The organism is Micromonospora sp. NPDC007208, from assembly GCF_042869175.1.
Classification (GTDB): Bacteria; Actinomycetota; Actinomycetes; order Mycobacteriales; family Micromonosporaceae; genus Micromonospora; species Micromonospora foliorum.
This window is the reverse complement of record NZ_JBIAFG010000024.1, coordinates 70619-90621: the sequence shown is the minus strand read 5'-3', so window position 1 is coordinate 90621 and position 20003 is coordinate 70619. Positions and strand designations below refer to the sequence as shown.

At 72.8% G+C, this 20003-nt stretch carries 16 protein-coding genes; 7 read left to right on the top strand and 9 right to left on the bottom strand.

Annotated elements, in window-relative coordinates; genetic code table 11:
• Positions 1-209 precede the first annotated feature (209 nt).
• Complete coding sequence (locus ACFYL6_RS31525; protein WP_387176870.1) at positions 210-1349, top strand: MBL fold metallo-hydrolase; 1140 nt, start codon at positions 210-212, stop codon at positions 1347-1349.
• Positions 1350-1391: 42 nt separating this feature from the next.
• On the opposite strand, the gene ACFYL6_RS31520 is transcribed toward ACFYL6_RS31525, so the two are convergent.
• Positions 1392-2903 (bottom strand): deoxyguanosinetriphosphate triphosphohydrolase family protein, encoded by a 1512-nt coding sequence (locus ACFYL6_RS31520; protein ID WP_387176869.1) that lies wholly within the window; start codon positions 2901-2903, stop codon positions 1392-1394.
• A 154-nt stretch (positions 2904-3057) separates the two neighbouring features.
• On the opposite strand from ACFYL6_RS31520, the gene ACFYL6_RS31515 reads away from it, so the two are divergent.
• The 3 genes from ACFYL6_RS31515 to ACFYL6_RS31505 all read left to right on the top strand — a co-directional run bounded on the left by ACFYL6_RS31515 (position 3058) and on the right by ACFYL6_RS31505 (position 7235).
• Complete coding sequence (locus tag ACFYL6_RS31515; protein ID WP_387176868.1) at positions 3058-5565, top strand: Tex family protein; 2508 nt, start codon at positions 3058-3060, stop codon at positions 5563-5565.
• A 293-nt stretch (positions 5566-5858) separates the two neighbouring features.
• Positions 5859-6743 (top strand): aminoglycoside phosphotransferase family protein, encoded by an 885-nt coding sequence (locus tag ACFYL6_RS31510; RefSeq protein ID WP_387176875.1) that lies wholly within the window; start codon positions 5859-5861, stop codon positions 6741-6743.
• Between the two features lie 24 nt (positions 6744-6767).
• A complete protein-coding gene (locus ACFYL6_RS31505) occupies positions 6768-7235 on the top strand; it encodes a hypothetical protein (protein WP_387176867.1) in 468 nt (155 codons plus the stop codon).
• Here ACFYL6_RS31505 and ACFYL6_RS31500 read toward each other — a convergent pair.
• The 4 genes from ACFYL6_RS31500 to ACFYL6_RS31485 form a co-directional block, all read right to left on the bottom strand.
• Positions 7165-8112 (bottom strand): DUF389 domain-containing protein, encoded by a 948-nt coding sequence (locus ACFYL6_RS31500; RefSeq protein ID WP_387176866.1) that lies wholly within the window; start codon positions 8110-8112, stop codon positions 7165-7167. The genes ACFYL6_RS31505 and ACFYL6_RS31500 overlap by 71 nt on opposite strands.
• Positions 8113-8288: 176 nt before the next feature.
• The gene (locus tag ACFYL6_RS31495) at positions 8289-9530 is read right to left on the bottom strand and encodes a glycosyltransferase family 4 protein (protein WP_387176865.1); all 1242 of its coding nucleotides are present in this window, start codon (positions 9528-9530) and stop codon (positions 8289-8291) included.
• A 5-nt stretch (positions 9531-9535) separates the two neighbouring features.
• Complete coding sequence (locus tag ACFYL6_RS31490; RefSeq protein ID WP_387176864.1) at positions 9536-10462, bottom strand: NAD-dependent epimerase/dehydratase family protein; 927 nt, start codon at positions 10460-10462, stop codon at positions 9536-9538.
• On the bottom strand, positions 10459-11199 hold the full coding sequence (locus ACFYL6_RS31485; protein WP_387176863.1) for a sugar transferase: 741 nt from the start codon (positions 11197-11199) through the stop codon (positions 10459-10461). Before ACFYL6_RS31485 ends, ACFYL6_RS31490 begins: the two co-directional genes overlap by 4 nt.
• A 266-nt stretch (positions 11200-11465) precedes the next feature.
• On the opposite strand from ACFYL6_RS31485, the gene ACFYL6_RS31480 reads away from it, so the two are divergent.
• From ACFYL6_RS31480 to ACFYL6_RS31470, 3 genes are read left to right on the top strand one after another with little or no spacing between them, the layout of a single operon-like run.
• Positions 11466-12509: a polysaccharide biosynthesis protein gene (locus tag ACFYL6_RS31480; RefSeq protein WP_387176862.1), complete on the top strand. Its 1044-nt coding sequence runs from the start codon at positions 11466-11468 to the stop codon at positions 12507-12509.
• Complete coding sequence (locus ACFYL6_RS31475; protein WP_387176861.1) at positions 12506-13498, top strand: dTDP-4-dehydrorhamnose reductase family protein; 993 nt, start codon at positions 12506-12508, stop codon at positions 13496-13498. The genes ACFYL6_RS31480 and ACFYL6_RS31475 overlap by 4 nt, the downstream gene beginning before the upstream one ends.
• Positions 13499-13557: 59 nt before the next feature.
• Positions 13558-15027, top strand: a complete 1470-nt coding sequence (locus ACFYL6_RS31470; RefSeq protein WP_387176860.1) for an O-antigen ligase family protein — start codon at positions 13558-13560, stop codon at positions 15025-15027.
• A 36-nt stretch (positions 15028-15063) separates the two neighbouring features.
• Here ACFYL6_RS31470 and ACFYL6_RS31465 read toward each other — a convergent pair whose 3' ends face one another.
• From ACFYL6_RS31465 to ACFYL6_RS31450, 4 genes are read right to left on the bottom strand one after another with little or no spacing between them, the layout of a single operon-like run.
• Entirely contained in the window at positions 15064-16317 is a 1254-nt protein-coding gene (locus tag ACFYL6_RS31465) for a glycosyltransferase (RefSeq protein WP_387176859.1), read from the bottom strand.
• On the bottom strand, positions 16314-17501 hold the full coding sequence (locus ACFYL6_RS31460) for a glycosyltransferase (RefSeq protein WP_387176858.1): 1188 nt from the start codon (positions 17499-17501) through the stop codon (positions 16314-16316). The genes ACFYL6_RS31465 and ACFYL6_RS31460 overlap by 4 nt, the downstream gene beginning before the upstream one ends.
• Positions 17498-18925: a lipopolysaccharide biosynthesis protein gene (locus ACFYL6_RS31455; RefSeq protein ID WP_387176857.1), complete on the bottom strand. Its 1428-nt coding sequence runs from the start codon at positions 18923-18925 to the stop codon at positions 17498-17500. The genes ACFYL6_RS31460 and ACFYL6_RS31455 overlap by 4 nt, the downstream gene beginning before the upstream one ends.
• Positions 18922-19887, bottom strand: a complete 966-nt coding sequence (locus ACFYL6_RS31450) for an NAD-dependent epimerase/dehydratase family protein (protein WP_387176856.1) — start codon at positions 19885-19887, stop codon at positions 18922-18924. The genes ACFYL6_RS31455 and ACFYL6_RS31450 overlap by 4 nt, the downstream gene beginning before the upstream one ends.
• Between the last annotated feature and the right edge of the window lie 116 nt (positions 19888-20003).

Sequence of the window (20003 nt, the reverse complement as noted above, 5' to 3'; positions counted from 1 at the left end):
CTGGTGCGTGGCCGCGGTGCCCGGGAGCGGGGGGGGGGGCTGGAGGTTCGGGAACCCCGCCCGCCGCCCCAGCACCGGGGGGGGGGCCCCCCCCGCCCCCCCCCCGGGGGGGGGCGCGGGGCCCGGCCCCCGACCCGGCGTGGCGACCACCGAGGCACGGGTCGGTCCGGGTGACTACCGTGTAGGGCGGACACGTCGGAGGGACGGCAATGGCACGAGCGCAGAACACGGACGTCGAACGGTCGCTCGGGCGACGGATGCGGGGCGCGGCCGGCCTGGCCGCGCTGGCCGGCCTGGCCTGGGTCGCCCGGGATGTGCCGGCGGCGCTGGGTGGCCGGCTCAGCGGGGCGCGGGCGGAACGGGCGGCCCGCTCGCCGCAGTTCCGCGAGGGCACCTTCCACAACCGGACGGGCACCCGCACGATGGTCGCCGAGCCGGGGCGCAACCTGCTCCGCGAGCTGATCTTCGGCAAGCAGAAGCGGCGTCCGACCGCGCCGGTGCCGCTGCTGCGGCCCAGCGCCGGCGGCCCGGAGGCCGCCGACGAGCTCAACATCGTCTGGTACGGCCACGCCTCGACGCTTGTCGAGATCGAGGGGCGGCGGGTGCTGCTCGACCCGGTCTGGAGCGACAGGTGCTCGCCCTCGGGGCTGGTCGGCCCACGCCGGCTGCACGAACCACCGGTGGGCATCGACGAGCTGCCCCCGCTGGACGCCATCCTGATCTCGCACGACCACTACGACCACCTCGACATGGCCACTGTGCGGGCGCTGCTCGCCGGGCAGTCCGCGCCGTTCCTGGTGCCGCTGGGCGTGGGCGCGCACCTGGACCGCTGGGGCGTACCCGCCGAGCGGATCATCGAGCTGGACTGGTCCGAGTCGTACCAGGTCGCCGGCCTGGAGATCACCGCCACCGCCGCCCAACACTTCTCCGGTCGCGGGCTGCGCCGCGACGGCACGCTCTGGAGCTCCTGGGTGGTGGCCGGCGCGCACCGCAAGGTCTTCTACACCGGCGACTCCGGTTACTTCGACGGGTACGCCGAGATCGGCGCCGAGCACGGGCCGTTCGACGTGACGCTGATGCAGATCGGCGCGTACGACCGGGCCTGGCCGACGATCCACATGTTCCCGGAGGAGGCGGTCACCGCCCACCTCGACCTGCGCGGCGGGCTGTTCGTCCCGGTGCACTGGGCGACGTTCAACCTGGCCCTGCACGACTGGTCCGAGCCGGTCGACCGGCTGTGGGCCGAGGCGAAGGCCCGCGACGTGCGGCTCGCCGTGCCCCGCCCCGGCGAGCGGGTGGTGGTCGACGAGCCGCCCGCCGTCGACGGCTGGTGGCAGTCGGTCGCCTGAGTCAGGCCAGAGCTGAGCCCGGCCGGAGCTGAGTGAGCCGGGTCAGAGCACGAACGCGTCGGTCCAGAGCGCGCCGGACCGGCCGGAGAGCGCGTCCAGCATGGCCACCGCCTGACCGTCGGTGAGCTGCGCGACGAAGTCCACGATGGCTCGCCCCCGGGCGCGACCGATCCGGTCCGGGGTACGCGGGTGCAGCTCCGCCTCGGCCAACTCGACCAGGTCGTGCAGCCGGCGGGGCAGCCGGGACTCCTCCTCCGGGTCCAGCAGCCACTCCCAGAGCGCCTCGACCAGGGTGCCCAGCAACCGGGCCTGGCCGCGCTGGTGCAGGGCGAGATCCGGACGGGCCAGCACGAACCGGTGGTGGACGAACTTGAGCACCTGCACCTCGTGCCACTGCGCGCAGCCCAGCAGCACGTGCCCGGAGCGCACCGACGGCTGGTCGGTGACCGTGATCGCCTCGACGAAGCGGGTGGACCAGCGGGCGGAGAACCGCGCCACGTACTGCTCGGCCTCGATCGAGCCGTCGAACGGCATCGCGAGCAGCCCGTCCACCAGCTCCTCGCGGACGTGCTCGACAGCGGCGGCGAACGCGTCGTCGTCGGCGATCCAGGCGTCCTTGCGGTGCAGTTGCCGGCGGAGCCGCTCGATCGCCGCCCCGGGGCGCCGGGCCGCCGTGGCCAGCGCCGCGTCGGTGATCGCCCGGAAGTGCCCGCTCTCGCGCTGCCACGCCATCAACTCCGCGGAGACCGAACCCTGCTGGAGCACACCGACGCGGTAGAAGTCCTCCACGTCGTGGATGGCGTACGCGATGTCGTCGGCGGTGTCCATGACGGACGCCTCCACGGTCTGCTGCCAGTCCGGGATGCGACCGGCGAACGGCTCCCGGGCCTGCCGCAGGTCGTCCAGCTCGGTCCGGTACGCGCCGAACTTCGACGAGCCGCTGTCCGGGTCGTCCGGCGGCGGGGTGGCGCCGCGCGGCGGGGGATCCATCGTGCGGGGGTGCGGGTCGGGGTGGTCCAGGCGGGTCCACGGGTACTTCAGCATCGCCGCGCGGACCGCCGCGGTCAGGTCCAACCCGGTGGTGGCCGCGCCGCGGATCTCGGTGCTGGTGACGATCCGGTACGACTGCGCGTTGCCCTCGAAGCCGTCGGAGAGGCCGAGGCGCTGGCGGGCCAGCCGGTCCAGCACCCGCTCCCCCAGGTGCCCGAACGGTGGGTGGCCGAGGTCGTGGGCGAGCGCCGCCGCCTCCACCACGTCGGGGTCGCAGCCGCCGAGCTTGTCCAGCAGGTCACGCCACCGCTCGTCGCCGCTCAGCCGCTCGGCGACCGCCCGGGCCACCTGGGCGACCTTGAGGCTGTGGGTGAGCCGGTTGTGCACCAGCAGCCCGGAGCCGACCGGGCTGATCACCTGGGTGACACCACCGAGGCGGGCGAAGAACGGCGAGCCGACGATCCGGTCCCGGTCGGCGCGGAACGGGTTGGCCGTGAGGTCGCCGAGGGCCCGGGCGCTGCCGCCGAAGAGCCGCCGGGCACGCGGCTCCGCAGCAGATTCCATGATCGCCACGCTAGCGCAGGCCCGACGGGACCGCCGCCGGTCACCCCGGCCGGGCCCGGCGGTTGCGTCCCCCGCCCCGGCCGGGCGCGGCGACAGCGCCCCGGCCCGCCCGGCAGAATGCAGGCGTACCCACTCCCGAAGGCGGATCGAGATCGTGACCCAGTCTGTTCATCAGCGGATCGCCGACGAGCTCGGCGTGGCCGAGCGCCAGGTGCGGGCGGCCGTGGAGCTGCTCGACGGCGGCTCCACCGTGCCGTTCATCGCCCGCTACCGCAAGGAGGCCACCGGCCTGCTCGACGACACCCAGCTGCGCACCCTGGAGGAGCGGCTGCGATACCTGCGCGAGCTGGACGAGCGGCGGGCCGCGGTGCTGGAGTCGATCCGCGGCCAGGGCAAGTTGGACGAGGCCCTGGAAGCGCAGATCATGGCCGCCGACTCGAAGTCCCGGCTGGAGGACATCTACCTCCCGTACAAGCCGAAGCGACGGACCCGGGCGCAGATCGCCCGCGAGGCCGGGTTGGCGCCGTTGGCCGAGACGCTGCTGGCCGACCCGAGTCAGGACCCGCGGGTCACCGCCGCCGGGTTCGTCGACGAGGAGAAGGGCGTCGCCGACGCCGCCGCCGCGCTGGAGGGCGCGCGGGCGATCCTCATCGAGACCTTCGCGGAGGACGCCGACCTGATCGGCACGCTGCGCGAGCAGATGTGGTCGCGGGGCCGGCTGGTTTCCCGGGTACGCGAGGGTCAGGAGGCGGCCGGCGCCAAGTTCGCCGACTACTTCGACTTCTCCGAGCCGTACCCGAAACTGCCCTCGCACCGGATCCTGGCGATGTTCCGGGGCGAGAAGGAGGGCGTGCTCGACCTGACGATGGAGTCGGAGGAGGCGGGCGAGGCGGACGCCGTGCCGACCGGCCCGACCCGCTACGAGGCGGCCATCGCCGGCCGGTTCGGGGTGTCCGACGCGGGCCGCCCGGCCGACCGCTGGCTGACCGACACGGTCCGCTGGGCGTGGCGTACCCGGATCCTCATCCACCTCGGCGCGGACCTGCGGATGCGGCTGTGGCAGGCGGCCGAGGAGGAGGCCGTGAGGGTCTTCGCCACCAACCTGCGGGACCTGCTGCTCGCCGCGCCGGCCGGCACCCGGCCCACCATGGGCCTGGACCCGGGCCTGCGGACCGGCGTGAAGGTGGCAGTGGTGGACGCCACCGGCAAGGTGGTCGCCACCGACACGATCTACCCGCACGAGCCGCGCCGGCAGTGGGACGCGTCGGTGGAGACCCTGGCCCGGCTGGCCGGGGCGCACGGGGTGGAGCTGATCGCGATCGGCAACGGCACCGCCTCCCGCGAGACCGACAAGCTCGCCGCCGACCTGATCGCCCGGCACCCGCAGCTCAACCTGACCAAGGTGATGGTCTCCGAGGCCGGCGCGTCGGTCTACTCCGCCTCCGCGTACGCCTCGCAGGAGCTGCCCGGGATGGACGTGTCGCTGCGCGGCGCGGTCTCCATCGCCCGCCGCCTCCAGGACCCTCTCGCGGAGCTGGTCAAGATCGACCCGCGCTCGATCGGGGTCGGGCAGTACCAGCACGACCTGTCCGAGGTGAAGCTGTCCCGGTCGCTGGACGCGGTCGTGGAGGACTGCGTCAACGCGGTCGGGGTGGACGTCAACACCGCCTCCGCGCCGCTGCTGACCAGGGTCTCCGGGATCGGCGCCGGCCTGGCCGAGAACATCGTGCTGCACCGGGACGCCAACGGGCCGTTCCGCTCGCGTACCGAGCTGAAGAAGGTGGCCCGGCTCGGGCCGAAGGCGTTCGAGCAGTGCGCCGGCTTCCTGCGCATCCCGGACGGCGACGACCCGCTGGACTCCTCCAGCGTGCACCCCGAGGCGTACCCGGTGGTGCGCCGGATCCTCTCCACCACCGGGCAGGACCTGCGCTCGGTGATCGGCAAGAGCGGCATCCTGCGCGGGCTGCGGGCCACCGACTTCGTCGACGACCGGTTCGGCCTGCCCACCGTCACCGACATCCTCGCCGAGCTGGAGAAGCCGGGCCGGGATCCCCGTCCGGAGTTCCGCACCGCCACCTTCGTCGAGGGGGTGGAGAAGATCAGCGACCTGACGCCGGGGATGGTGCTGGAGGGCGTGGTCACCAACGTGGCCGCGTTCGGCGCGTTCGTCGACGTCGGGGTGCACCAGGACGGTCTGGTGCACGTCTCGGCGATGTCCCGGACCTTCGTGAAGGACCCCCGCGAGGTGGTGAAGTCCGGCGACGTGGTCAAGGTCCGGGTGCTCGACGTGGACGTACCCCGCAAGCGGATCTCGCTGACCCTGCGCCTGGACGACGAGCCCGCCACCGTCGGCGGTGGTGGTCGGACCAGCCAGGAGGGGCGTGGCGGCCCGGCGCAGCGCACGCCGCAGGGTGGTCGTGGCGGGCAGGGCACGTCCGGTGGCCCGCAGGGTGGTCGCGGCAGCGGACAGCCCGACGGCCGTGGCGGACAGGGTGGTCGCGGCGGCGGGCAGCAGGGCGGTCGCGGCGGGCAGGGCGGCCGTGGCGGGCAGCAGGGCGGCCGTGGCGGGCAGCAGGGCGGCCGTGGCGGGCAGCGGCAGGGCGCACCGGCGCCAGCCAACGACGCGATGGCGGAAGCCCTACGCCGCGCCGGCCTGGCCTGACCCCGTCCCGTCCCGTCCCGTCGATCATGGAGTTGTGGTGGGCGACAAATCGCCTGAATAACGCCAAGCCAGGCACCACAACTCCATGATCGACGAAGCCGAGCCGCCCTTCTCCGTCGATCTTGCACTTACTGTCCCGACATAAGCCGGCAATCCGCCCATCTCGACGACCGAAACTGCAAGATCGGCGCGGGTGCCGGCCCCCCTGGCCCAGGACAACCGCGGGCGGCGCGGGCGGCGGGGAAATTTGCTCGCGTGGCTGCGAGGTTCGGGGTGATGATCTCGCGGTGAGGATGCACGCCGATCAGGTGGACGTGAGCGTGGACGTGGTTTCCGCGCTGGTGGCCGAGCAGTTTCCGCGGTGGCGGGGCCTGCCGGTCCGGCCGCTCCCCTCGACCGGCACGGTGAACGCCCTGTTCCGGCTCGGCCCCGACGTCGTGCTGCGGTTTCCGCTGCTCCCCTCGACCGGCCCCGAGCTGCGCGCCGAGCTGCGGCTTGAGCAGGAGTACGCCGTGCTGCTCGGCGCGCACCTGCCGGTCGCAGTGCCCGAACCGCTCGGCCTCGGCGAGCCGGGCGACGGGTACCCCGGGCCGTGGACGGCGTACCAGTTCATTCCGGGCCAGACGGCCCAGCCCGACCGGATCGACGACCTCGACGTCTTCGCCGGTGACCTGGCCGGCGTGGTGGCGGCCCTGCGCGGCATCGACACCGGCGGGCGGGCCTGGTCCGGGAGCGGGCGCGGCGGGCCGCTGGCCGACGAGGACACCGGCGTACGGGCCGCGCTCGCGGTCAGCGGCCCGCTCACCGACACCGCCGCGCTCAGCGAGGTGTGGGATCGGTGTCGGGACGCGGGCCGCGACGACCCCACCGACGTGTGGATCCACGCCGACCTGATGCCGGGCAACCTGCTGGTCCGCGACGGTCGACTGGCCGCCGTCATCGACCTGGGCACGGTCGGCGTTGGCGACCCCGCGGTGGACCTGATGCCGGCGTGGAACATGCTCGACGCCCGTTCCCGGGAGACGTACCGGCGGGCGTTGGGCGTGGACGACGCGACCTGGCAGCGGGGGCGCGGCTGGGCTCTGGCGCAGGCGATCAACGCGTTGCCCTACTACGTCGACACCAACCCGGTGATGGCCGGCATCGCCCGGCACACGCTACGGGCCGTGCTCGACTGAGTCGGCTCGCGTACCGTCGGCGTCGTGGGTGAGCGAGACGCCCGAGAGTGGCGGGATCAGCAGCGGCAGGCGGTGCGGGCGCACGCCGACGCGGACGCGCGGCGGCGGGCCGCCGAGCAGGCCGAGGCGGCCAAACTGGTGGCCTGGTTCGTGGCCGAGGCGACCCGGCGAGGGCTGCGCACCACCCGGCTGGTCGCCCGGGGTTACGACGGGCGCGGGCGCTACCGGACCAGGCTGACCGGCTGGTACGTCGACCGGGCCGAGACCCGGGCGGTGGACGTGGCCGGCAGGTTCCATTTGCTGACCGTGCCGGGCGGTCTGCGGGCCCGGCTGTTCGGCGCCGACCCGGAGCCCAGCCCGGCGCCGTTGGTGGTCGGGGCCGGTGGCCGCGACGGCGAGTCGATCCCGTTGCGGACGCTGCTCACCCGGTTGCTGGACGACGGGACCGGCGAGCCAGACCCCACCACCAGACCTGCTGCACCACGAGGGTGAGCAGTCCGGCCAGGACGATCGCACCCAGGTTGATCACCAGTTGGAGTGCCGAGCCGCCCGCTTCGTCCCACGCGCCGTAGGCGGCGGCCACCGCCACGTTCGCCGCAGCCGGGACCGTGGTCACCGAGATCAGCACCCCGACCAGGCTGCCGGACTTCTTCGACGTCAACGAGAGCATCCCGGCCACGCCGGCGAGTAGACCGACCACCCAGGACAGCGCGTCCGGCCGCCAGATGAAGTCGGTGAGCGGGCGTTCGGCGAGCAGCATCTCCCGACTGACCAGGCCGGCTGCGGTCAGCGCCCAGGTGCTCAGCACGGTCGCCACCATGGCCGCCAGGAAGCCGACCACCAGAGCCTGCACCGAGCGGCCGATCACCCCGAGCCGGCGGCGCAGCAACGCCACGCACAGCGCGGCGAGGGGGCCGAACTCCGGACCGACGACCATCGCCCCGACGATGAGAATCGGCTGGTCCAGCAGCACCCCGATGCCGGCGATCATGGTGGCCACCACGATCAGCACGAGGTACGTGCCGGACAGTTCCGTCTGCTCGCCGGTCTTCGCGGCGATCTCGTCCCAGACCACCGCGTCCGCGCCACTGCCCGGTGCCCGCTCCGCCGCCCGGTCGGCCGCCGCGGAGATGGTCAGCTCGATGTCCTCGGCCGCGATGCCGCCGCTGGTGTCCACGCCGATCCGCCGCAACTCCCGCAGCACGCGGTCGGCGCTCTCCCGCACCACGTCGCAGAGGATGAGGTCACCCTGCGGTTGCCGGGCGGCACCAGGCAGCACGGCAAGGTGGGTCACCCCCGCCTCTGCGGAAAGCAGGTCGACGACCTCCGTCGACCTGCTCTCCGGGGTGATCACCCTCAAGTGCAGCACGTGCCATCCCCCTCGCAGGTCCGGCCGTTTCTTCCCTCGCCCGAGCGGCCGTCGCGACTCTACAGCTCGCCCCGTCGAGGCCAGGAGCTGCACAAGGCTGAGGTCACCACGTGCCGGTGCTGCGCGCCACCAGTCTGGGCGAGCTGCCCACGCTCCGGAACGTGCTGCGTCGCGGGTCAGCGCCGCCGGTGGCTCTCCACCGCCTCGCACAGCGCCCGCTCGACCCGCTCGGCACCGGCGGCGACGGAGAAGATCCGGTCGTAGTGCGCCCGACCGGCCTGACCGAGCAGTTCGAGCTTCTCCCGGCCCAGGTCGCAGAGTTCCCGCAGGGCGTCGGCGATCGAGTCCGGGTCACCCGGGCGGGCGGTGATACCGGCGCCGCTGTCCCGCGCGACGGCGGCGGCGTCCCCCTCCGCGGCGACCAGCAGGGCCCGCCCGGCGGCGAGGGTGGCCTGCACCTTGCTCGGCATCGTGTACGCCGACATGCCGCCGGGTCGCAGGCTCACGTAGTGCGCGTCTCCGGTGGCCATCAGCGCGGGCATCCGCTCCCGGGGCACCCGGCCGAGGAAACGCACGTGTGTCGCGTTCGCCTCCTCGGCCCGCCGTCGTAGCCGCTCCTCGGTGGTCCCGGAGCCGGCGATCAGGCAGACCAGGCGCGGGTCGCGGATCCGGGCGCAGGCGTCGATGAGCGAGTCGAGCCCCTGCGCCTCGCCGAGCGTTCCGGCGTACACGAGCACCACCTGGTCCTCGCGGAGCCCGAACTCCGCGCGCAGGTCGGGGACGCGGGTACGTGGCGTCTCGTCGGCCCAGACCGGAATGTGGACGAGCTTCTCCCGGGGTACGCCTCGGCCGGCGAGCAGGTCGGCGGCGCCGGGCGAGACGTACGCGACCCGGCCGGCGCTGCGGTACATCCCACCGCACCAGCCGGCCATTCCCCGTTCGATCATCCGCGACACCCGGTCGGTGCCGAGGAAGCCGCTGGCCACCGCGCTGTCGGGCCACAGGTCCAGGACGTGCAGCAGCACCGGCACCCGCTGCACGTACCGGGTGAACCACATGGGCAGGGCGACGCTGATCGGTGAGTTCCCGACCCAGAGGGCGTCCAGGCCGCGCAGGGCCGACGTGCCGGAGACCAGCGCGGACGCGGCGAACGAACCGTAGTTGGCCATCCGCCGCAGGGCGGAACGGTCGTGGCTGGGATAGAGGGCCACCCGGCGGATCCGGGTCGTTCCGTCGACCTCGTCGAGGCGGCGGGTCACCCGGTAGCCGGGCGCCAACTCGCCGGTCGGGTAGTTGGGGAAGCCGGTGAGGACCTGGACCTCGTGCCCCCGGCGGGCGAGGGCCCGGGCGAGCATCCCGGGGAGCGCGGCGGCGCCCGGCTCCGGGTCGAACCACTGGGTGAGCAGGCCGATCCGCATGGGCCTCACCTCGCCGCCGAACCGGCGACGGGGCGGGCGGGCTGTTCGCCGTCGGCCTGCCACAGCGTGGTCAGCGACTCACCGAGGTCGTACGCGGGAGCCCACCCGAGCACCCGGTTCGCGCGCTCGATGTCGGCGCACATCCAGGGCACCGCGGCCGAGCGGCTGGCGTCCGGCGCGAAACTGCCGTCGCGGATGTCGCCGGTGAAGCCGGACACCTCGGCCAACAACTGGACGACGTCGCGCGTCGCCACCGCCTTTCCGCTGCCCACGTTGAAGACCCGCGCGGGCCCCGGCCGGCAGCGCGCCGCGGCGAGGACCGCCATGGCGACGTCCCGCACGTCGACGAAGTCCCGGTACGTGTCGTGCAGACCCACGGCGATCTCCCCCATTCCGGTGGTGACCGCCGACCTCACCATCGCGGTCACCCGAGTGAGCACGTTGCCCGGCGGCATTCCCGGCCCGACCGGGTTGAAGATCCGCAACACCATCGTGTCGAGGCGGCCCGCCCCGCCGGCCAGCTCCGCCAACCGGGTGGCGGCCAGGTGGCTGAGCCCGTACTCGCTGACGGGTGTGCCCGGGTACTCCTCGTTGACGGCGAGGCCGTGCGGCACGGTGCCGTACTCGGCGGCCGAGCCGATCCGGATCAGGCGGGCGCCGGGGGCGGCGGCGGCCACCGCCTCGATCAGTTTCGCGGTCGCGACGACGTGCGCCTGCACGAAGTCGTACCCGGAGCCGACGATCCGCCCGGCCGCCGTCACCACCACGTCCGGTCGCTCCCGGGCGACAAGCGCGGTGAGGTCACGCAGCTCGATCCGGACCAGGTCACACTCCGCGCGGGTGATCGACCGGACGGTGGTGTGGGCGGCCAGCGCCGTCCGGATGTGTCGGCCGAGGAACCCACCGGCGCCTAGGAGCAGGACCCGGTTCATCGCCGGTGGGCGGCGTCGTGTTCGGCGGTCGCCCGCGCGGGCGGGTTGCCGGTGAACTCGTGCCAGGTGGCCGCGCCCGGCGCGGAGATTCCCTGGCGGCTGAGCACCACCCAGATCGTGGCCAGGATGATCCGCAGGTCCAGCAGGAAGGACCGCCGGTCGACGTACTCGACGTCGTAGGTGAACTTCGCGTCCCAGTCCAGCGCGTTGCGGCCACGCACCTGGGCCAGCCCGGTGATGCCCGGCCGTACGTCGTGCCGACGGGCCTGTTCGGGGTTGTAGAGGCTGAGGTAGCGGACGAGGTGCGGGCGGGGACCGACCACGCTCATCTCGCCCCGCAGCACGTTCCAGAACTCCGGCAACTCGTCGAGGCTGCTGGCCCGCAACCAGCGGCCCACCCGGGTCAGGCGGTCCGCGTCGCTCACCAGCCCCCGGTCCGGGTCGGGGTGGCGCATCGTCCGGAACTTGACCACCTCGAACAACGTGCCGTGCAGCCCCGGTCGGGTGTGCCGGAACAGCACCGGACGCCCGTGCGCCACCAGTACGACCAGGGCCACCAGGGCCAGCACGGGAGCGCCGAGCAGGAGGACGAGAAGAGCGCCGAGGACGTCGAGAAGCCGCTTCCAGCGATCGTAGGGTCGCCGTGTCGTAGTGCCGTCCCGAGGTGTTTCCCGACCGCTGGTCAGGTCGGAAGCACCGGCGCGCGGGTGCGCCGCGTGGAGAGCAACTTTTGGCATGGAGTACGCATACCACCTTTCCAGAGCACCAACTCCGTCTTTAGCGCTAACGACTTTCGGCGCGTCGACAATGGGGGGCCGAACGGCCACTTCGGCAACGCCGAGCGTTGTTCGCGTATCTGTCGAAGGGCCGCCACGAACAGCGAACACGACTCGAATTCCTTTTAGCGGAAGAGGTCACGGCGCCTCTTGGCCAAGCGTAGGGTCGCGTTCGACGAGAATCCGATTCCCGAGGATGGCCCCCCGGGAAACAGGCAGGAGAAGATGTGGTTTCCTCGCTTTCGGACCGGCGATTCCTGATCACCGGTGGCACCGGATCCTTCGGCCAGACAATGGTTTCCCGACTGCTCGACGCCGGGGCCGCCGAGGTGCGCGTACTCAGCCGTGACGAGTCGAAACAGGACGCGATGCGGCACCGCCTCGGCGACGACCGGGTCCGCTACTACGTCGGTGACGTCCGGGACTACGACAGCGTGCTCAAGGCCGCGCGGGGAATGGAGTTCGTCTTTCACGCCGCAGCTCTCAAGCAGGTCCCCTCCTGCGAGTTCTTTCCGCTGGAGGCCGTCCGCACCAATGTGCTCGGCAGCGCGAACGTGGTGGACGCGTGCGAGCGGGTCGGCGTCGAGGCGCTGGTGCTGCTGAGCACCGACAAGGCCGTCTATCCGGTCAACGCGATGGGCATGACCAAGGCCCTCATGGAGAAGGTCGCGCAGGCCCACTCCCGCAACAATCCCGAAGCTCGTACCCGGGTCTGCTGCGTGCGCTACGGCAACGTCATGTACTCGCGCGGATCGGTGATCCCGCTGTTCATCGAGCAGATCCTGCGGGGCGGGCTGCCGACGGTCACCGAGCCGTCGATGACCCGGTTCCTGATGTCCCTGCCGCAGTCGGTCGACCTGGTCGAGCACGCCTTCCGGTACGGCCAGCCGGGTGACGTCTTCATCCGCAAGGCCGACGCCTGCACCATCGGCGACCTGGCCACCGCGCTGTGCAACCTGTTCCGGGTCCCGGCGAAGTTCAACGTGCTCGGCATCCGGCACGGGGAGAAGCTCTACGAAACCCTGGCCAGCCGCGAGGAGCTCGCCCACGTCGAGGATCTCGGCGAGTTCCTCCGGGTGCCGGTGGACAGCCGCGACCTCAACTACTCCCTCTACTTCGAGGAGGGCGACGTCGAGAGCGGCAACATGGCCGACTTCCACTCGCACAACGCCCGGCGGCTGTCCGTACCGGAGATCGAGTCGCTGCTGCTGACGCTGCCCGAGGTGCGGGCGCAGGTCGAGGCCGCGGCGGCGGCGGTCGTAACGGCATGAGCACCGGTACCGCCGGACGACGACCGGAGCTGGTCCCCCGCCGACGCAGCGGCCCCGGCGAGGAGGAGCCGCGCCCGACGCGACGGGTCCTCGTCGTCGGCGTCACCGGCATGCTCGGCCACGCGGTCATCCGCGAGCTCAGCGACGACCCGGACCTCGACGTCCACGGCGTCGCCCGGAGCATCGAGGACCGCGCGGGGTGGTACCCGCAGCGCCTGCTCGACCGGATCACCCCGGCCGTCGACGCGACCCGGTTCGCTCAGGTCCGGCAGCTCATCGACGACCTGCGACCGGACGTGGTGGTCAACTGCGTGGGCGTGATCAAGCAACGACCGGACGTGCAGGACGCGGTGCAGACGGTCACCCTCAACGCGCTCTTTCCCCATCTGCTCGCCGACGCCTGCGGGCAACTCGGCAGCCGCCTGATCCACGTCAGCACCGACTGCGTCTTCTCCGGTCGGCGGGGCGGCTACGTCGAGGACGACCTGCCGGACCCACCCGACCTCTACGGGCGGTCCAAGCTGCTGGGTGAGGCGCGCGGGGTCTCCGCACTCACCCTCCGCACGTCGATCATCGGACACGAGCTGGTCACGAACCGCTCGTTGGTGGACTGGTTCCTGTCCCAGCGGGGGCAGGTACGCGGCTTCACCCGGGCCATCTACAGCGGCGTGACGACAGTCGAGTTCGCCCGACTGCTCCGTACGGTGATCCTGCCCCGGACGGAGCTGACCGGGCTCTACCACGTGGCCGCCGAGCCGATCTCCAAGTACGACCTGCTCCGCCTGATCGCCGAGGTGTACGGGTGGCCCGGCGACATCGTGCCGGACGACGAGTTCGCCTGCGACCGGTCGATGAACGCGGACGCCCTCGCCCACGCCACCGGCTACCGGCCGCCGAACTGGCCGGACATGATCCGGGCGATGCACGCCGCCAGGGCCCGCTGGGCTGTCGAACCGGCCCAACCGGGCCTACAGGACGCGCCTCGCTGAGGACGGTCCCACCCGACGACCGCCGGCAACGCCAGCGGCCGGACTTCGAAGGACATCACGTGGGAAACCGGATGGGCCAACTGGGCCTGCTCGTCGGCGCGACGTGTCTCGTGGTGGTCACCACCATCGCGGCCATCACCGTCCCGTTGGTCGCGACCGGGTTGGTGGCGCTGGTGCTGCTACTCGCCTTCAGCCGCCGGGTCGACGGCTGGCGGTGGATGCTGGCCCTGACCATGGGGCTCCTGGTCTGCGCCTCGTCCAACGTGCCGACGCTGGTCGAGGCCAGCTTCTATCCCCGGTACGCGGCGGTCGCCGGCCTGGTCCTCTGGGGGCTCTGCCTACCGGCCCGGACGCCGGCCGGCACCGACCTCTGGACCCGCGTGTTCGTCGTCGCGCTCTGGGCGATGGCCGGCCTCGCCACGGTGAGCTTCGCCTGGTCGGTGGTCCCGATGGAGACCCTCCAGCGGGGCGTCGCGCTGCTGCTGCTGGCCGCCCTGGTGCACGTACTCATCAGACGCCGGTGGCCCGATCGCGCGGTCATGATGGCCGACCTGCGCGTGGTCTACCTGGTCCTCACCGCGTCCATCGTGGTCAGCCTCGGCATCGGGTTCGCCGACGGCACGCTCGTCGCCGCGACCTCCAGCGTCACCCGGTTCCAGGGCCTCTACAACAACCCGAACATGCTCGGCATCGTCTGCGCCCTGACGATCCCGCTGGGCTGGGCGGTCTACCGGCAGTCCCGGCGGCACGTCGCGCTGCTCGGCATGGTGCCGGCCGCCGCCAGCCTCCTGCTGTCGCAGTCGCGCACCGCGCTGATCGCCGTGCTCGTCGGCGCACTCTGGCTCGTGCTGCGCTACGGGCTCGGCCGGATGGTCCGCCTGGCCGCGGGGATGACCGCCCTGCTGCTGGTGGCACACCTGCTCAACCTGCTGCCCACCATCTTCGCCGCGCCCTGGATGCGCCAGTTCGTCCTGCGCTTCACCGACCCCACCGGTGGTGACCTGTCCAACGGTCGCACCCAGATGTGGCAGGCGACCATCGACCTGTGGTGGCAGAACCGCCCCACGCTGGGCTTCGGGTACGCGTCGCGAAACCACCTGTTCGAGCTCGCCAGCGCCGACGAGTTCTTCGGCACCGCCGGCGTGAGCGTGGTGCACAACAGCTACCTGCAGTTGCTGCTGGAGTTGGGGCTCGCCGCCGTGGTGCCGCTGGTGCTGCTGCTGGTGGCCGCCGGGCGGGTCGTCCTGCGGGCCCCGGTACGCCGGGCCGACGCGGGTCTCGTCTGGCTCGTCGTCACCGGCCTGCTGATCCAGGTCACCGAGTCGGCCATGTTCGGCACGGGCCAGACCTACCCGTACGTGTTCTGGACCGTGGTCGCCGCCGCGCTGCTGCACCTGCCGAAGAAGCGGGACCCCGTCGACCGGGACGCCGCCGCCCGCGCCGACAGGCCCCACGCGGAGGCACGCCAGCAGGGGGCCGGCGTGTTCGACGACAGCGCGCCGCGCCGACCCACCGCCGTGCTGCGCTAGCGCCCTCGCACCGCGCGAACCCGGTGGGTGTCGGGCTCAGTTGCCCCGGCCCGCCGTCACGAAGGCGCTCACCCGGTCCCGCCAGGCCCTGTGGTCGAACGACTCGCGGGCCCGCGACCGGGCCGCCCCGCTCATCGCCGTCCACTCCTCGTCGCGCAGCCGCAGCGCCCGCTCGATCGCCGACCGGACATCGTCCGGGCCGTTGCCGTCGAGCACCAACCCCTCGACCCCGTCGTGCACGTAGGCGGCCAGGTCACTGGTGTGGTTGAGCAGCACCGGGCACCCGGCGGCGAGACTCTCCGGCACCTTGGACGGAAACCCGTTGGCCGCGTACCCCCCGGTGGGGCGGACCAGCATCGAGAAGTGCGACTCCGACAGCAGGCTCAGCACGGTCTCGCGCGGAACGCGACCGAGGAAGCGCACGTCGGCCGAGACCGCGTCCAGCACCCCGACGTCCAGGTCCGAGTGGGCGGCGGCATCGGCGGCGCTGACCCCGGCGATGGTGAGGCTGACCCGCCGCTGGTGTTCCGGGGCGAGCCGGCTTATCCCCCGCAGGATCACGTCGAGCATGTCCTTGCGCCCGGGGGTGCCCGCGTAGAGCAGGCGCAGGCCGTCGCTGATCGGGGGCGGTTGCGGCGCCCGGAACTCGTCGCAGTCCACCTGCGGCGGCACCACCAGCACGTCCAGGCCGTGGCCCGTCAGGTAGTCGGCCAGCGTGGTGGAGACCGCCGTGGCCCGCCCGACGAGCCGGGTCGCCAGGAACGTCGACCAGCGGTGCCGGACGAAGTACGGGGTGAGCCAGCCGCGGCGGAACTGCCGGCGGTCGTGGCGCTCGCTGGCGTCCACCACCACCGGGCACCGCAGCACGAGGCGCAGGGTCGCCCAGTTCCCGACTGTCATCAGGGCCATCGGCAGGAGCACGACGCTCACGTCGCCGCGCCCGACGCCGACACGGCGGACGGCCCGCAGCACCCGCAGCGGTCGGGCCAGCCGGGCCGACGCGCGGGTGAGGTGGTGCCGACCCCGGATCCGCATGGTGAGCAGGTCGATGCCGGTCACGCCGGGCTGCCCGGCCGGGAAGGACACCTCGCAGGGCCAGTCGTTGACGACAAGCGTGTGCGCGCCGTCGGGCGCGGCGGAACGGGCGAGTTGCAACAGGCGGTTGGAGGTGGCGTCGCCGTGCGGAAAGGCGTACGCGCCCACCAGCAGCGGACGCGGCAGGTCGGCCCGCCGGGTCGACCCCGCGTCCGGGCGGGGTTGCCGGCCGATCACCGTTGTCTGCTCGTTCATCTGTCTCCCCGTGTCGAGAAGGCCGGCGGCCGGGGTGGCACCGGGTGGTGCGGGCGGCCCGACGCCCACCGTCGGTAGATCGTCAGGTGGGTGGTGGCCGCCGTGTCGATGGCGAAGACGCTGCCCGCGAACCGTTCGGCCGCCGCCGAGGCCGAGGTCTGCGCGGTGTACGACGCCGCCGTGCGCACCGCGCTCGCCCACCGCCGCGGCGCGGCGTCGGTGTCGACGATGGTCACGCCGGGCAGGTGCTCGTCGATGAAACGCACCCCCGGCAGGTCGGCGGCCACCGTGCCGACGCCCAACGCGACGGGCTCCAGCACGCCTCCGGGCAGCCCTTCCAGGCAGGACGGGTGGACCACCACGTCGGCCTGACTCAGCAGCCCTCCCACGTCGTCGCGCGGACCCAGCAGGTGCACCCGGTCGGCCAGACCGGCGACGGCCGCGGCCGCCCGGACGCGCTCGTCGTCGGCGTCGTCGCCCGGCCCGATGAGGACGGCGTGGGCCTCCACTCCCCGGGCCCGCAGCTCGGCGAGGATCGGCGGCAGGAGCCAGCGCCGCTTCTCCGGTGAGGCCCGGCCGACGCTGACGCAGACCAGTTCGGTCGGGCGTGCGCCGATCAACTCGCGTAGGTCGTCCTGGCTGGGGCGGCGCAGCCGGTCCAGGTCGAGTCCGTTGAGGACCACCTGGCAGCGGGGGTCGTCTCGCCAGCGCGGATCGTAGGCGACGGTGAGCGAGCTGGGCGAGACGCCGAGGATGTCGGTGGCGGAAGCCCGCAGCAACCGTTTACAGACCCAGCGGTAGACGCGTCGGCGCAGGTTGCGGTGCTGGTTGTCGTCGCCCCGGAAGTGGGCGACGCGGACGCGCACACCGCACAGTGCGGCGAGCGCGAGCAGCACCCCGGAGAAGTTGGCGCAGTCGACGTGCACCACGTCCGGTCGCAGCCGCCGCAGCAGGCCCAGGAAACGGGCGACGAAGCGGAGGTCGAGCGGGATCGGGGTGACCGATCCGCCGTGCCGGCCGACCACGCCGGCCAGCGGGCCGGGACCGACCCGGTCGCTGAGCGTCACCAGGTGCACCTGGACGCCGGCGGCGGAGAGCCGGGGCAGCAGTTCGGCGGTGCGCATCTCGGTGCCACCGAAGTTCAGTTCGCCGACGACCCGCAGCACCCGGCACGACCCGGTCACGTCGGCTCTCCCCTGGTGAGCGCCCGCCGGTAACCCACCAGCACGGCCGGCCACATGGTGAGCACGTACGCGACGCAGGCCGCCGCCGGCAGGCCGGCGAGCCCGAACTGCCGCAGCCCCCAGATCTTGAGCGCCGTCGCCAGCAGCAGGAACGTGGCCCAGCCGACGAACTGCGGCCGGAGCAGCCCGACGCTGTTCTGCACCAGGATCAGCGGAGAGGTGACCGCGATCAGGAGGGACCAGCCCGCCAGCCCGATCAGGACCGTGACCGGGATTTCCGCGCGGTCGATGCCGCCCACCCAGAGGTCGATCAGCCGGTGGCCGTAGCCGACCAGCACCACCCCGACCGTCCCCACGATCACCCCGTAGAGCAGCACCATGCGGCGTGTGTTGCGACGTACCCAGGCCACCTCGCCCCGCGCCAGGGCGGCGCCGTTGACCGGCCAGACCGTCATACCGACCAGCCCGACGAAGATCGACAGGACGCCGAACAGCTTGCCCACGACTGCGTAGTGCGCCGCCGTGGTGGGCCCGAGGACGTTCGCGACCAGCGGGCTGTCCACGTTCAGCGCGATCGCCGACATCGTGGTGAGCGCGAAGAACCGCAGGCCCAGCCGGAGCAGACCGACGGCGGTGGCCCGGTGCACGAGTTTCGGGCCCGGCCGCCGTCCGCGATCCTGGAACCAGAAGTAGGTCACGCAGTTGAGCAGGTTGGTCACCGGCACGGCCAGCACCGCGCAGGCGATGACCGCCAGTGGTTCCCACCCGGCGGCGATGGCGCCGAGCACGGCCGCCATGCCCGCCAGCGCCCCGGCCGACTGCCAGACGTTGCTCTGCACCACCTGGCCCCGGGCGTACTGGATCCGCTGGATCAGCGAGAGTGGAATGTTGACCACGAAGGCGCCGAAGCAGAGCAGGACCAGGGCGGACGCCTCGGCGGCGACACCCGGGTCACTGACGTTGAACAGCGCGGCCCAGGGCACCACGGGGGCGACCAGCACGAGACCCACCAGCAGCGCCACCGCGACCACCCCGAGGGTGGCGAACGCGCTGGAGACCTCCCGGGCCGCCTGCCGGGGGTCGTCGGCCAGGTGGCTGAGCCGGGTGAGCAGCCCGTTGCCCAGCCCCAGGTCGGCGAACCACGCCATCCCGGTGAGGGCGGTGACCGCCATCCACAGGCCGTAGCGTTGGTCACCGAGGAACCGGAAGCAGGCCGGGGTGATGACCAGGGGGGCAGCCAGGCCGATACCCTTCGCCACCATCGCGGCGGCGATACCCACCGTGACCGTGCGGTCCCGGTCCTTCGAAGCCGCCGGGGTCGGCGCGCCGGGCGCGACAGTGGTGCCGGTAGGTGGCGCGGCGGCCGGCACCACCGCCACCGGGCCCACCGGCTCCGGTACGGCCCGACTCGCTGCCCGGGTCACCGAGGTGCGACGGCTACGGCACGCTCGGCGTCCAACCGACCGGCCATCCACTCGACTGTCGCGCGCAGCCCCTCCGCACGGGCGACAGGTGCGACGTCCGGGAACAGGTGCCGCAGCGTGGCGTTGTCGGCCAGCGAGTGCGCGACATCGCCGGTCCGCGGCGGCGCGTACTCGCGGGCGATCGGCTTGCCGCACAACCACTCGAGCTCGTCGAGGACCCGCAACAGGCTGGCCCGGGCGCCGAAGGCGAGGTTGACCGGATGCGGATGGTGTACCCGGCGACGGAGCGCGTCGAGGATGACGTCGCAGACCGTACCGACGTAGGTGAAGTCGCGCGACTGCGTCCCGTCGCCGTGCACCACGGCGGGTTCGTCGCGCAGGGCGGCGTACACGAAACGGGGGATGACGGCCGCGTACGTGTGGTCGTGCCGCTGGCCGGGGCCGAACACGTTGAAGAAGCGGAAGGCCAACGTGGGCAGCCCGAACGACGCCTGGTGGGCCAGGGCGTACGCCTCGGTGGCGAGCTTGCTGGCCGCGTACGGGCTCATCGGGCGGGTCCAGGTCAGCTCGGTCTTGGGCAGCGCCGGGTTCATGCCGTACACGGATGAGGAGGAGGCGACGAGGACGTGCGCGACCCGGTGTCGCCGCGCCGCCTCCAGCACCATGAGAGTCCCTGTCGCGTTCGCGTGGTGGGAGGCCAACGGGTCGCTCAGCGAGCGGGGGACGCTGGGCAGCGCGGCCAGGTGGACCACCGCCTCGCAGCCCGCCATGGCGGCGTCCAGGGCGGCCGGGTCCAGGATCGAGCCCTCGATCAGCTCGACGTCCAGGCCGTCGAGGTTGGCCCGCAGCCCGACCGAGAGGTCGTCGAGGACGGTGATCCCCCCGATGGTGGGCTCGACCATCGCGGCGCGGGCCAGGTTGGACCCGATGAAACCGGCTCCGCCGGTGATCAGAATGCGCATGAAACCCCCCGTATACGCCAGAACACCTGTTCATCGACTGAGCACCGGCCGCGTGACGGCGACGGCCACAAATTCACCCTGTCCGGGTGCTGACCGCGCGAACGGCACCCTTGCCC